This is a genomic window from Phaeobacter sp. (assembly GCF_022825805.1).
Lineage (GTDB): Bacteria > Pseudomonadota > Alphaproteobacteria > Rhodobacterales > Rhodobacteraceae > Phaeobacter.
This window is the reverse complement of record NZ_JAJDWC010000076.1, coordinates 1-13,758: the sequence shown is the minus strand read 5'-3', so window position 1 is coordinate 13,758 and position 13,758 is coordinate 1. Positions and strand designations below refer to the sequence as shown.

Here is a 13,758-nt window from a genome sequence, read left to right as displayed (position 1 = left end):
CTGGGTCGGCGGAAATGCACTGTCATTCTTGGCCCGTTGCCGTATTTTCGCCTTAAGGGGGAGTTAACTCTTGCGAAAGGTGCAATGGATGAGGGCGAGTGGTGATTCAGACGTCGCGATTTAGGCTGACAGATCCAGGTCGGTGTTTGGCGGTCGCCCTTTTGGTGGTGGCTTTGACCTTGCTGCCCGGCAAAACACTGGCGCAGGACAGTCGCTTGCAGTCTCTGGAAACAACTGAAGCCGGGCGCCAGTGGCAAGCGGTCGGGCGGTTGGACGTGAATGGCGAGGGGTTTTGCACCGGCGCCTTGATCGCCCCCGACGTGGTTTTGACAGCCGCGCACTGCCTGTTTGATCGCGAAAGCCGCGCGCCGATTGATCCCCAGTCGATTGAATTTCTGGCAGGTTGGCGCAATGGCAGAGCCTCTGCCTATCGCAGCGTGCGCGGCGCGGTGGTGCATCCCCGCTATGTCTATGATGGTACGTTGTCGACTGACCGGGTGCGCAATGACATCGCGCTGTTGCAGCTTCAGCGCCCGATCCGCAACACCACGGTGATGCCATTTGAAACCGACAGGCGGCCGAGCAAGGGCGCTCGCATCGGTGTGGTCTCTTATGCCCATGACAGATCCGAAGCTCCGGCCTTGCAGGACGTCTGCGCCGTGATGGCCCGGCAGGAGGGCGTGTTGGTGATGTCCTGCGATGTCGATTATGGCTCCTCCGGTGCGCCGGTGTTTTCTTTTGACGGGGACACGCCGCGCATCGTGTCTGTGGTATCAGCCAAGGCAGAGGTGTCCGGACAGCAGGTCGCCCTTGGCTCTGCGCTGGCGGAAGAACTGTCGCTGTTGCAGGCGCAGCTGACCGGGTCGAAGACCACCAACCAATTGCCGCCCGGTGTCGGCCGTGTTCGCGTCGGCGAGCGTGGGCAGACCGGTGGCGCAAAGTTTGTGAAACAATGATTTTGCGATCCTTTTGTGGTCTTCTGGCCCTAGCTTTCATGACCCAGTCGGTATCTGCGGATGGCGCTGGACTGCGCCGCCTTAGCGACCGTGAAGACCTGCTTGGATGGGAGGCCGTGGGTCGGCTGGAGCTGCACGACAAAGGATATTGCACCGGCACGTTGATTGCGCCGGATCTGGTGCTGACGGCGGCGCATTGCGTCTACGGCGCGGATCATCAGGTGCTGCAGGCCGATCATGTCACATTTCGTGCAGGGCTGCGCGACGGTGTCGCCATCGCAGAGCGGCGCGGGCTGCAAATTGTCGTAGACCCGGCATATGATCCGCAGTCGTCCCAATCGTCAGATAAGATCCGCCATGATGTTGCTCTGATCCGTCTGAAGGCTCCAATCCAAAGCGGCCAAGCCAATGCTTTTGTGCTGCATTCGGGCCGCGATTATGGGTCGGAGATCTCTGTCACCTCTTATGGGCGCGGGCGGGATGATGCGCCATCGCGCCAACGGGATTGCACCCTGTTGGGGGAGCGGCACGATATTCTGATGATCGACTGCAATGTGACTTTCGGGTCTTCTGGGGCGCCCATTTTTTCGCAGGTTGGATCGCGCGGTCGGATCCTGTCGCTGGTGTCCGCAGGTGGACGCTACGACGGGCAGGCAGTCGCCTTTGGTATGAAATTGCAGGACCGGGTGGCAGAGCTGAAAACCCTGCTGCGCCGAAACCCTGTGGCATCCCCTGATCGGCGGATCAAGCGTATCCGGGTCGGCGGCGGCGGATCAGCCTCCGGTGCGAAGTTCGTTCGCCCGGGTGGGTAAACTGTTGTGTAAACAGTTGGCTAAACTGGCCGGTAGCGGGCCGCGCTACCTCAGCGGTGCAACTACCTGATCTCCTCTTGAACGCAGCAAATCACATCTTATGTCGGTGTCACCAGGTTGCCGTCTATCGGGACCCGGTGAACAACTTGCCCGTCCCCAAAAGGGAGGGCGCATCAGACAATCGCTCAAGATGAGGATGAACAATGCGTAGTTTTGATTTTGCCCCGCTGCACCGTGCCACAATTGGCTTTGACCAGATCGCGGATCTGATGGATCGGGCGCTCAGCTCCGATGGCAGCCAGCCAAGCTACCCACCCTATAATATCGAAAAGACCGCGGCAGATGCCTACCGCATCTCTATTGCTGTGGCCGGGTTTTCCGAAGCCGACCTTGGTGTCGAAGTGAAGGAAAACGCGCTGGTCGTGACCGCCCGGAAATCCGAAGACGCAGGCGAGCGGACCTATCTGCATCGCGGAATCGCAACCCGTGCGTTTGAACGTCGCTTTACGCTGGCTGATCATGTTCGCGTCACAGGCGCAAGCCATGCAGATGGTATGTTGCACATCGATCTGCACCGCGAAGTGCCCGAAGCGCTGAAACCGCGCCGGATTGAAATCTCTGCGGGCAAGTCCCTGTCGGATGGTGTGGTCGACGCCAAAGCCGTGAACTGACGCCCGCCATCCAGTTTCGCCCACTCGCGGCTTCTCGCGAATGTAGGCCCATGAACGACGCAGCCCCCGAAAACCGGGGGCTGTTTTGTATTCAGGAGACGTGCAGAACGACGCAGAGTTTCTGGGCGTTCCGGGCGTTCTGGGCGCTGATTGCCGCGCTCCGATTGTGGCTGATTGTGGCGTGGATCAAACGCTCATGCAGATGTATTTCATCTCCAGGTAGTCTTCCATGCCGTGGTGGCTGCCTTCGCGGCCCAGGCCGGACTGTTTGACACCGCCAAACGGCGCGACCTCGGTTGAAATGATACCTGTGTTCACCCCAACGATCCCGTATTCCAGCGCTTCCGCGACCTTGTATACGCGGCTCAGATCCTTGGCGTAGAAATAGGACGCCAGGCCAAAGATGGTGTCGTTGGCCATTTCGATCACGTCGTCTTCGCTGTCGAATTTGAACAGCGGCGCCATCGGGCCGAAGGTCTCGTCCTGCGCAAAAACCATGTCCTGCGTGGCACCGGTGATGATTGTAGGCTCAAAAAATGTGCCGCCCAAAGCCGATGGGTTGCCCCCGAGAATGACTTCAGCGCCTTTCTCGGTCGCATCCGCAATATGGGACTGAACCTTTGCAACCGCTTTGTCGTTGATCAGTGGTCCGAACTGCACGTCTTCCGACAGACCGTCGCCGACCGACATCTTTGCAACGGCATCTTTCAGTTTGGCGGCAAAGGCATCATAGACACCCGCTTGCACATAAATGCGGTTCGCACATACGCAGGTCTGACCGTTGTTGCGGAACTTACACATGATTGCGCCTTCGACAGCAGCATCAAGATCCGCATCATCGAACACGATGAACGGTGCGTTGCCACCCAGTTCCATGGAACATTTCATCACCGTATCCGCAGCCTGACGCATCAGGATCCGCCCCACTTCGGTGGAGCCGGTAAAGGTCAGTTTGCGGACGGCATTGTTTTCGCAGAATTCTTTGCCGGTCTCAGAGGCATTGGAGGACGGCACAACGCTGAATACACCGGCGGGAATGCCCGCGCGATCTGCCAGAACCGCCAGGGCCGTTGCAGACAAAGGCGTAAGGTCAGCGGGACGCGCGATGAAGGCGCAGCCTGCGGCCAGTGCAGGCCCCGCTTTGCGGGTGATCATCGCATTGGGGAAGTTCCAGGGTGTGATCGAGGCTGCCACGCCAATGGGCTGTTTCACAACCGTGATCCGTTTGTCGCGTTGATGGCCCGGAATGGTTTCACCATAGACGCGCTTGGCCTCTTCGGCAAAAAATTCAATGAAGGACGCGCCATAGCCGATTTCTCCGCGCGCTTCGGCCAGTGGTTTGCCCATCTCGGCGGTCAGGATCACAGCCAGGTCTTCCTGGTTGGCCATCATCAGGTCGAACCATTTCCGCAGCACGGCTGCGCGTTCCTTGCCGGTCCATTTGGCCCAGTCTTTCTGTGCGGCTTCGGCCTGCGCGATGGCACCAGCAACCTGGGTACGGCTGATATCTGCGACCTCTGCGATGACGTCACCGCGTGCCGGGTTCGTGACCTTGAAGGTGCCGTTGTCACCGGTCACAAACTGTCCGCCGATATAGGCGCGGGGCTCCAGCAGGCTGGGGTCTTTCAGCAGAGATTTCAGATCAGTTGTCGCATCAAGCATGGCGTGGCTCCCGAATGTCATTTGCCGGAATGAAAACCAGCTGCGAATTGATATGTCCAGAAAGACCGATGAGTCCAGAATGTGGCCGGGGCAAAACTGTGATAGAATCAATTTTTAGCAAATCAGCGGTTTGACATGCTCCGCCCAAGGTTGTCAGGTTGCGCCGCAAAAGACGCTGACAAAAAAGACAAAACACCAGGGATGAGGAGGACGGCCATGGAATTGGATGATGCATATTCCAATGGGGCTTACATTGAAAATGCGGACAGCTATCCGCCGCGATGGGCCGCCTCTGCCGAGGATTTTCGCAACGCAGTCCGCCAACGCTCTCGTCTGGATGTGCCTTATGGGGACAGCGAACGCCAACGGTTTGATCTGTTCCTGCCAGAGGGCGCGCCCAAAGGCGTGGTGATTTTCGTCCATGGTGGATACTGGAAGGCCTTTGATAAATCCACATGGTCGCATTTGGCGGTGGGCCCGTTGGCACATGGCTTTGCGGTCGCGATGCCCTCTTATGATTTGTGCCCCGAGGTGTCGATTGCGGATATCACCAAACAGATCGCTGCGGCCGTGACCCGGATCGCGCAGGAGGTCGAAGGCCCGATTCATCTGGCCGGGCATTCCGCCGGAGGCCATCTGGTGGCTCGCATGTTGGACCGGACAATTCTGCCCCCTGACGTCGGCGCCCGGATCAAAACGGTGGTGCCCATTTCGCCCTTGTCGGATTTGCGGCCATTGCTGCGCACAACGATGAACAAGAGCTTTGGTATGGATGCAGCCAGCGCCACCGCCGAAAGCCCGGTGGAAATGCACGACCGGCTCCCGGCAGATGTCACGGTTTGGGTCGGCGGGGATGAGCGACCGGCCTTTCTGGATCAGGCCATCTGGCTGGTCGAAGCCTGGGACAGTGATCATGTCATCGCGTTTGGCAAACATCATTTCAACGTGATCGAGCCGCTGGCAGATCCTAAAAGCGATCTGGTCACAGTCTTGACCAGCTAGCGCCGCCTTGACCAGCTCGCGCCGCGCCAATCACGTTCGCCTAAATTACGACCGTCATGACCACATCCGCCCAAAGCTATTTTGGGCGGACCTGTGCGGCGTTCCCTTACTGATCTACCAGCTCGGTTGGCGTGATGAAAATCTGCTTGCCAGATCTCGCGTTTGGCCCCATCCTGCGCGTCGGGCAAGGCGATGGCGTCGCCGATTGGACTCTGAACAGATATCCAGCTGCCCATACATCCTAAAAACATGTCCTGAACGCCGGGACCTTTCTTGTAAGATGGAAGGGTCGACTATGACTTCACGTCCTGAAATGTATCGTTTTCACAATGGTGAAAAAGCGCCACTGCAGTTTGCAGTCTCTGAGTATGAGGCACGTATCGCTGGTCTGCGCAAAATCATGGCTGACACCGGTGTGTCCGCTGCGGTTTTTACCTCGATGCACAATATCTCGTATTACTCCGGTTTCACCTACTGCGCCTTTGGACGGCCATATGGTATGGTGGTCACCGCGACCGAGGCAGTCACAATCTCGGCCGGTATCGATGCCGGTCAGCCCTGGCGCCGGTCATTCTGTGACAACATCACCTATACGGATTGGCAGCGCGACAACTTCTGGCGGGCGATCCTGTCGGTCTCCGGCGCGGGCGCTGTTGTTGGCTTTGAAAGCGACCACCTGACCCTGATGCAAAAGGCCAAGTTGGAGGCATTCCTGTCGCCATCGCAGTTGGTTGACCTCTATGAACCGACCATGCGCCAGCGGATGGGCAAATCCGCTGCTGAACTGGACATGATCCGGGCCGGTGCCGCGGTTGCAGATGTTGGTGGCTTTGCCATTCGCGATGCGGTCAAGGAAGGGGTGCGCGAAATCGATGTGGCCATGGCCGGACGCGATACGATGGAACTGGAAATCGCCAAACGCTTTCCGGATGCGGAATACCGCGACAGCTGGGTCTGGTTCCAATCCGGCATCAACACCGATGGGGCGCACAATCCGGTCACCAGCCGCACCCTGCAGCGCGGCGATATCCTGTCGCTGAACACGTTTCCGATGATCTCCGGGTATTACACCGCGTTGGAACGCACCATGTTCGTGAAAGAGGTCGATGCCGAGTCGCTGCGGATCTGGGAAGCCAACGTGGCCGCGCATGAGCTGGGCATTTCGCTGCTGAAACCTGGCGCGAGCTGTGCGGAGATCACGCATCAGATCAATGCCTTCTTCGAAGAGCAGGATCTGCTGCAGTATCGCACCTTCGGTTATGGCCACTCCTTTGGTGTGCTGTCCCACTACTATGGCCGCGAAGCTGGGCTGGAACTGCGCGAAGACATCGACACGGTGCTGGAACCCGGCATGGTGATCTCGATGGAGCCGATGCTGACCATTGCGGATGGCCAGCCGGGTGCCGGGGGCTACCGGGAACATGACATCCTGATCATCAATGAGGATGGCAACGAGAACATCACCAAATACCCCTATGGGCCTGAGTTCAACGTCGTCGGCTGATCCCTTTCGATGATCTGATATGCAACAGGAACAGGCGGCGCATGTCGCCTGTTCACATAGCCGCCACGGGTGTGATGGCAGATCAGCTAGGCCTGCGATGAACAGGCTGCGCGCGACAGGATGCGCTCCGGATGTCAGCCCGCGTTCGATCCCATACCATTTGACTGATCGCCATCTCGACCAGCCGAGCCTCAGCAGCTCAACCCAACCAGCCCAACTCCACCTGTCCAACTCCACCAGCGTGATGCGACCAGCCGTTGCGCCATGGCGCGGCTTCGGGCATATGTCGCGGATGGCGTTTTGCGCCGTGATCGCTGCCAGATCCGGCGGCGCCAAAGGAATATCACCATCATGACCGACCGCCGCGAAAGAAGACGATCCGAGTTTGCGCTGATTCAGCTGCTCCCCAATATGATGACCATTGCGGCCATCTGTGCCGGCCTGTCGGCCATTCGCTTTGGCGTACAGGGGAACTACACGCTCGCGGTGCAACTGATTCTGGCTGCGGCCATCCTGGATGGGCTGGATGGACGGTTGGCCCGCATCCTTCGCAGTGACAGCAAGATGGGTGCAGAACTGGACTCGCTCGCGGATTTTTTAAATTTCGGCGTCGCCTCACCATTGGTGATCTACTACTGGGCGTTGCAGGACATGGACGGCATCGGCTGGCTGGCGGTGCTGGTGTTCTCGGTCTGCTGTGTCGTCCGGCTTGCGCGGTTCAACGTCTCCAGCAAGTCAGATGAAAAACCAGCAAACAAAAGCATTTACTTCGAAGGTGTGCCCTCTCCGGCGGGGGCAATGCTGGCGATGTTGCCGATGTTTATCTCCTTCGCATTTGCTGATGCGCCGGTGGTTCCGGATATTCTCATCTGCCTTCATATCAGCGTCATAGGCCTGCTTATGATCAGCCATGTGCCCACCTGGTCGCTGAAAGCGGTAAAAATTTCCCGCGAAAACGTGAAGTACTTCCTTGTGGGTTTTGCCTTTGCCGGGGCCGCGGTCCTGATCTACGCATGGATTACCCTGGTTGTTCTGTGTGTTGGTTATGCCGCGATGGTTGCCTGGGGGTTGGTCAAGAGAATGTCGCCGGAGGTCGGCGACCCGCAGGAGTGAGGGAACCACGTGGATATCAAATCTGTCGAAACATCCTATGCCCGCTGGGCGCCTGTCTATGATCGCACCTTCGGGGTGATTACCAACCTCGCACGACGCCGCGCCGTCGACTACATCAATAGCAACCGGCAGGGGCGCCTGTTGGAACTGGGCGTGGGCACCGGCCTGTCCTTGCCCCTCTACAAACCAGATCTGCGTGTGACCGGCATCGATTTCAGCGCTGATATGCTGGAAAAGGCCAAGGCTCGGGTGGAGGAAAACGAGCTGCCCCATGTGGAGGCCCTGCACCAGATGGACGCGCGCACCCTGCAGTTTGAAGACGCCAGCTTTGACACAGTGTCTGCGATGCATGTGCTGTCGGTGGTCCCGGATCCAGAACAGGTGATGGCAGAGATTGCCCGTGTGCTGAAACCCGGCGGCAAACTGGTCGTGACCAATCATTTTCTGCGCGACCAAGGTGTTCTGGCCTTCTTGGAACGGATGTCCGCGCCTTTCGCCAATGTCCTGGGCTGGCATTCGGATTTCGAAATCGATACGGTGACCGGCGCGGATGATCTGGCACTGGAACAACACCAGCCCCTGCCGCCGTTCGGGTTGATGACCTTTCTGGTTCTGTCAAAACCCATCCCGAGCTGAGCGATCCACAGCACGCAATTTACTACTGTCAAGTTACTACTGTCACGGCCGGGGAGCATCTCCCCGGTCTTATGCTGTTTGATCTATGCTACAATCTTAAGATGCTTACTGATTTTGTGTTCAATCAGAGTGGTAGCGTGTCGCATTTCAATCTATCAGAGATTTTAGATGAAAAATGGCGCGTAAATTGACGTACGGGTATGTAAATTTGATTTACATTACCCATATAGGGATTATTGGTGGAAAAAGGGATGTTTTATGAACCAGTCGCAGTTTGACAAGATGCTCTCGGACAGTCAGGGCGAGGTGCAACAGGCGCAAGCCCGGATCGCCGCGCTGACCACATCGATTGAACGTGCGCGCAGCAAAATCGAGGCGGGCGAGGATGCCAGCATCGACATTGAAAACGCGACGCTGGATGATGTTCACGCCCACACCGAGGTGATGAACGCGAATATTGCCGAGCTGATCATGGGGCTGGACGATGTGACCACAGCCTTTTCCAGAGATTTTGACGAGATGCGGTCAAAAACCGGCTGGGAAAGCTTTGTTGGCATTTTCAGCAAGGGCAAATCAGACTCTCTGCGCCAGGAGCGGATCCGCACCGCCAATATCGATGACAAGCTGCAGGATCTGATCGCCAAATCGGATGTGATTGTAAAGCTACTGGAAGGCCAGTTGGCAACGCTGGAAGAGCAGCGCGACAAGGTGCAGGTCAACCTGACCGCCACGCTGGACGACCGCGAAAGCACGGTTCAGGACCTGGAGGCCGTGAAGGCAGAAATCGTGGCGCTGGACCCGCAGATCATCGCCCTGGAAAACAAGATCGCCGTGGAGCAGGACGCCGCCGCGCGCACCAAGCTGGAAACCGAACTTGCTGATGTAAACGCCAAATACAACGCGCTGGTGCAGGATGAGCAGGTCAAACTGGCCAAGTCCCAGACGCTGGAGCGCTACATCGAGAAGGGCAAGACCTGGGTCGATTCGCTGCAGAACCAGGCGGCGACGCAGATGGTGCTGATCAACAAGCTGCAGACGGACACGCAGCAGCGGGTGGTGCTCTATGATGCGCTGACCAAATCGCTGAAGACCGCGCAGCAGCAGGACATTGCCCACCGGATCAACGAAATCGGCGTGGCCACCGACAAAGAGGCCCAGACCGCGATGGCGGCGATTGGCACCGCGACCAATCAGAAAATGGCCGACATGCTGGAAAGCCACGAGGACAACATGGTGTTTGCCCGCGACGTGCTGGAGAAGAAGGCCAAAGCCGACGAACGCTTTGCCCGTCGCTTCGCCGCGATCGTCGAGAAGCACGACAAGAACCTCTATGGGGGGTGAGGGTCGTATGCCCAGCCGCTCCGCTGCGCATCATAGGATGGCGCGAGGTCGCGGGCGGACCGTTCAGGATGGGAAACACATGCCATGACTGATCCCGCCCAAGGCCACGCGGGCCTCACCGATACCTTCGCCTCGCGCCGGTACTTCAAGAAGTTTGACACCATCATCCGGCATTTGACGCGGGTGGCGGCGACGATGCAGGCGGAAGGGCAGATGTCAAAATGTGATGTGAAGGTGCTGACCGACTATTTGATGCGCCTGAACTTCACCTTTCGCGCCCTCTCCATGAAGTACCTGATGGCGGGCAACAGCAGTGGGCGCGAGACAGCGCGGGCTTTTGGTGCGCTGGCGATGGATCGGCGCGACAGCGGCTTTCCGGTGGCCTCGGAGCTGATGACGATGGCCAATGATGCCCAACAGGCGGAGCGGCACCTGGCCAATATGGCCAGTGTGGAAACTCTGAAAGACGACATGGTGCGCAGCATCATTTCAGAGCAGACCGTGCCGCGTAAACTGCAATTCGCCCTGTCGCAGCGGCTCTACTACCAGGAGCTGACGAAGGGCGATCTGTTCTGGACCCAGAATGATCCCGAATGTGAGTGGATCGAGAACATCGCAGATCAACGGCGACGGTTTCTGTTGCATTGGGCCGCTTATGATAGCCAGGTGAACCTGCCGGTGATCTATCTGATGGAGCTGGAAGACAGCGGCAAGGTCGCGCTGCCAAAGGACGAACGCCGCTGGCCCGAGGTGCAGGCCCATCTGATGGCGCAGGCGCTCGCGGGGTTGAAGCTGATCACCATCGCCAAAGGGTTCGATGAAGACTTCGCCGATCTGCACCCCAAACACCTGCGCCGGTATCATGTGGGGCCGATGTATTCTTCGGCCTACACCGACCAGTCCGGTCCGCTGCAGCGGGTGTTGCAGAACGCGGAGGCGCCGGTCGGACAGGACTGGGCCTTGGCTTGGACGCTGGAGGTGTTGGAGAGCGAGGACGTGCGTGAAGAGCGCAGCGGCTGGTTCGGCACGGTCGAGCGGGAGATCTTTGCGCTCGACCCCTTTGGTGGCCGCGGTGCGGACACCGGCGCGACGCGAACGCAGCGTGCGATCATCCTGCCGCAGCGCCCGTTTCAGGTGCTCGCCGAATTGGACCCGCCCGGGTTTGCGGATGTGCAGAAGTTCGTGGTGAGCGACGCCGGGCAGGTGCTGCGCTATTGAGCGTTTGCGCGTTTTATTCCTGCGCAAACCGCGCCTTCGTGACGGCAACGCGCGCCGCCGGAGCGTGGGGATGGATATTTTTGGCAAGAGGAAGAGCGGGCAGCATTTTGGCCCGCAGGCTATGGATTAAGAGGGTGAGATGAGCATTTCAGGCAATCAGATGGAGCTGCGCGAAGACGACATCCGCAAGCATTACGCCGCTGCGGCTGCGATGCTGGAGGGGTTTGACCACACGCCGCGCATCGCCAAGCCTGCGGCAGAAAGCGCCGCACCCGAGCGGTCTCCAGGGGTCGCCCGCACGCGGCGCTTTCGGTCGACCACACCGGGTCTGGTGACGCGCTCCACGGCGCGGCCCGAGGGCGTGCATCTGATCGCCCGGATCGAAGCTGCCGATGACGATGATCCCCTGACGTCGCCGTTGCAGGCCACCCTGCAGCAGTGTCTGCGCCGGGCGCTGGCGGTCTCCCTCGCGATGGGGGAGGCCTATGCGGAGGCCTCTGGCCTGGGCGATCTGAAGCGGGCCAATCTGGCAGGCTCGCTGGATGCGGCGCGCAAGGGTGAATTCACGGATCTGTTGGCGGCAGAAGCCCTGATTGCAGCGCATGTCTTTGCCAATGCTGCGGCCTATCTGCTGGCACCGCACGGCTCTGAGACGCAGGCCGAAGTGGGCGAGGCGGAGGAGCTGTTGACCGACAATGCGCCGCTCGCTCTGCACGGGGCTCTGTGGGAGCTTGATCAGAAGCTGGCGGTTCATGCGCCCGATGATGCGCATCTGGTTGCGGCCACGGCGGCCTATGCCGAGCAGCTGATGGAGAAGGCAGCCCTACGCGCGCAGACCGCGCCACGGCTGGAAGCGTTCACCGCATCCGCCTGGAAGGTGGCGGCAGATGATCTGACCATCAATGGTTTTGAGCCAGCGGCGAAGGCGAAATCCACCACGCTGACCATGGCGTTCAAAAAACCGCATGAGGTGGTGGGCAACCATATCGCCAAACATCAGGCGCTGCGCCTGGCCAAGATGCTGATGGCTTATGATTTTGATCGCCGCCTGAACCCATTTGCCGAAATGGGTGGGTTCATCTTTACCTTCATGGGGGATGGTGCGCCCGGCACCGGTAAAACCACGCTGATCCAGATGATGGCAGGCCTGATCCACGATTATTGCCAGACCGCAGGCTATGCCTTTCGCTACCAGAACTTTGGTGTCGACAATATCGACAGCTATCAGGGCAAATCAGGCCAGAACGCCAAGAGCTTCATCCAGAATGTGATTGATCCTGGTGTCATCGGTTTTGGCACCATCGACGACATCGACCAGATCGCAGGCAAGCGCGGCGACCGGCAGTCCAGCGCGGGCCAGCAGGAGGTGACAGCGGTCTTCATGGAGGCCTTTGCCGGTGCAAACACCGTGGTGCGCGGCAACTGCACCTTTGGGATGTTCTCCAACTACCCGGAGAATGTGGACGATGCGCTGCGCCAACGGGCGGGCGCGCGGTTCCTGGTGGACGGGCCGCAGACGCGGGAGGATTACATCGATATCCTGACGCTCTTGATGGGCAAGAACCACACCATCCCTCAGGGTGCCCATGATCTTTATGGCGCGCAGGAGATCAAGCAGGCGGTGGCGCGGTCGTTTGAGGCCCACAACCGCCCGCAGGAGCCGGGGCTGGCCGCGGTCTTTGACCGGGTCCAGGATCAGATCGGTGCGCTGGATGATCTGGCAAAACTCGGCACCTATCTGAAGGCGATCCAAGCCGCCGACCCGCGGTTCACCGGCCGCGCGATCAAGAACATCACCGATGCGGTCAAGGTGCGCGCGATGGATTTTGAGCTGCCGGATGAATGGATGGAGAACCCGGAGCTGTTCCTGTTCAAGGATTATGACACCAAATCCGCGATGATTGGTGAGCTGCGGGTGCCCATCACCGTCGACATGGTGGTGCAGGAGATCAACCGCTACGCCGATAGTGAGTTCCGCTATGCCGACAAGTCGGATGAGGTGGCGATTGACAACATGGTGCGTGATTTCGCCCGCCAGGAAGAGGCCAAGCGGCGGTATCTGCAGGGGGCGCATCAGGATCAGAACCAGCGCCAGACAGAAGGGGAAAACAGATGATTGCAATCACAGGTCTGGCCGCGATTTTTGGCCTTGCGCTGCCGCTGCGCTGGGGTGTGTTCGGGTTTGCCGGGGCCGTGGCGCTGTTGTTTCTCGGCCAGTTCGCGCTGAATGCCGGGGGCGGATTTGAAGGCACATCATGGGACGAAACCCTGTTGCTGTTCGAGGGCAGCTGGAGCGCCTACATCGGTTTCAACCTGCAAGTCACAGCGCGCACCTTTGCGCTGCCGGTGCTGGTATTGGCCACGCTCCTGATCGGGCGACTGAGCCGGGCCGCGGCATGATTTGGGGGCGGAGTTTGAGACGCGGCGCAAAGGCCGGTCGGGACGATGTTGCGCGGCGGTATACGGAGGGGCAGGGGTGATGAAAAATCGTGAGCCAGGCTGGGATGCAAAAGCAATTGCAAGAATTGCAAAAGAGGAATTTGGTGGGCTGCGTGAAATGTTCGAGGCACATGGGTGGCCCGAACGTGGTAGTAAAATGATGCCTGCACAGCAGAAGCACGTCAAAGAAGAATACGGTTCGATTGAAGCTTTCGCAAACAAGTTCCTGAAAGGCTGTCGAGAACATTCTGAATTGTCCGGTGTAGGTATACCGCACTCACCCCAAAACCCGAAATTTTTCGTGTGTTATGACCCTGAAGTTGTCTGAGACCTGATCTCGGAATGTTTTCCACTCTTTGGGGATGGTTTCGCGGAAGAATCTCAGGATCGCATCGGCGAATTGC

13 protein-coding genes and 1 pseudogene are annotated in these 13,758 nt (G+C 58.8%); 12 read left to right on the top strand and 2 right to left on the bottom strand.

The window, feature by feature from the left end; translation table 11 throughout:
* The first annotated feature begins 146 nt into the window (after positions 1–146).
* The 3 genes from Q0C28_RS08055 to Q0C28_RS08045 all read left to right on the top strand — a co-directional run bounded on the left by Q0C28_RS08055 (position 147) and on the right by Q0C28_RS08045 (position 2,439).
* Positions 147–956, top strand: coding sequence for a trypsin-like serine protease (locus Q0C28_RS08055; RefSeq protein WP_293574635.1), 810 nt, complete (start codon positions 147–149; stop codon positions 954–956).
* Positions 957–994: 38 nt separating this feature from the next.
* Positions 995–1,768 carry a trypsin-like serine protease gene (locus Q0C28_RS08050; protein WP_293574633.1) on the top strand — a complete coding sequence of 258 codons (774 nt, stop codon included), beginning with the start codon at positions 995–997 and terminating at the stop codon, positions 1,766–1,768.
* 203 nt (positions 1,769–1,971) lie between these two features.
* Positions 1,972–2,439 (top strand): Hsp20 family protein, encoded by a 468-nt coding sequence (locus Q0C28_RS08045; RefSeq protein WP_293574631.1) that lies wholly within the window; start codon positions 1,972–1,974, stop codon positions 2,437–2,439.
* 186 nt (positions 2,440–2,625) lie between these two features.
* Here Q0C28_RS08045 and Q0C28_RS08040 read toward each other — a convergent pair whose 3' ends face one another.
* Positions 2,626–4,101 carry an NAD-dependent succinate-semialdehyde dehydrogenase gene (locus Q0C28_RS08040; protein WP_293574629.1) on the bottom strand — a complete coding sequence of 492 codons (1,476 nt, stop codon included), beginning with the start codon at positions 4,099–4,101 and terminating at the stop codon, positions 2,626–2,628.
* Between the two features lie 216 nt (positions 4,102–4,317).
* Here Q0C28_RS08040 and Q0C28_RS08035 point away from each other — a divergent pair, with 216 nt between their 5' ends.
* The 9 genes from Q0C28_RS08035 (at position 4,318) to Q0C28_RS07995 (ending at position 13,682) form a co-directional block, all read left to right on the top strand.
* Complete coding sequence (locus Q0C28_RS08035; protein WP_293574627.1) at positions 4,318–5,103, top strand: alpha/beta hydrolase; 786 nt, start codon at positions 4,318–4,320, stop codon at positions 5,101–5,103.
* Between the two features lie 295 nt (positions 5,104–5,398).
* The gene (locus Q0C28_RS08030; RefSeq protein WP_293574625.1) at positions 5,399–6,607 is read left to right on the top strand and encodes an aminopeptidase P family protein; all 1,209 of its coding nucleotides are present in this window, start codon (positions 5,399–5,401) and stop codon (positions 6,605–6,607) included.
* A 351-nt stretch (positions 6,608–6,958) separates the two neighbouring features.
* A complete protein-coding gene (locus tag Q0C28_RS08025) occupies positions 6,959–7,720 on the top strand; it encodes a phosphatidylcholine/phosphatidylserine synthase (RefSeq protein WP_293574623.1) in 762 nt (253 codons plus the stop codon).
* 9 nt (positions 7,721–7,729) lie between these two features.
* Positions 7,730–8,356 (top strand): class I SAM-dependent methyltransferase, encoded by a 627-nt coding sequence (locus Q0C28_RS08020; protein WP_293574621.1) that lies wholly within the window; start codon positions 7,730–7,732, stop codon positions 8,354–8,356.
* Positions 8,357–8,614: 258 nt separating this feature from the next.
* A complete protein-coding gene (locus tag Q0C28_RS08015; RefSeq protein ID WP_293574620.1) occupies positions 8,615–9,697 on the top strand; it encodes a hypothetical protein in 1,083 nt (360 codons plus the stop codon).
* Positions 9,698–9,781: 84 nt separating this feature from the next.
* On the top strand, positions 9,782–10,915 hold the full coding sequence (locus Q0C28_RS08010; protein ID WP_293574619.1) for a hypothetical protein: 1,134 nt from the start codon (positions 9,782–9,784) through the stop codon (positions 10,913–10,915).
* 139 nt (positions 10,916–11,054) lie between these two features.
* The gene (locus tag Q0C28_RS08005; protein ID WP_293574618.1) at positions 11,055–13,031 is read left to right on the top strand and encodes an AAA family ATPase; all 1,977 of its coding nucleotides are present in this window, start codon (positions 11,055–11,057) and stop codon (positions 13,029–13,031) included.
* Entirely contained in the window at positions 13,028–13,315 is a 288-nt protein-coding gene (locus Q0C28_RS08000) for a hypothetical protein (RefSeq protein ID WP_293574617.1), read from the top strand. Before Q0C28_RS08005 ends, Q0C28_RS08000 begins: the two co-directional genes overlap by 4 nt.
* A gap of 79 nt (positions 13,316–13,394) precedes the next feature.
* Positions 13,395–13,682, top strand: coding sequence for a hypothetical protein (locus tag Q0C28_RS07995; protein ID WP_293574615.1), 288 nt, complete (start codon positions 13,395–13,397; stop codon positions 13,680–13,682).
* Here Q0C28_RS07995 and Q0C28_RS17750 read toward each other — a convergent pair.
* Positions 13,632–13,758: pseudogene (locus tag Q0C28_RS17750) on the bottom strand (IS630 family transposase); the annotation flags it as partial. The gene Q0C28_RS07995 and the pseudogene Q0C28_RS17750 sit on opposite strands and share 51 nt — an antisense overlap.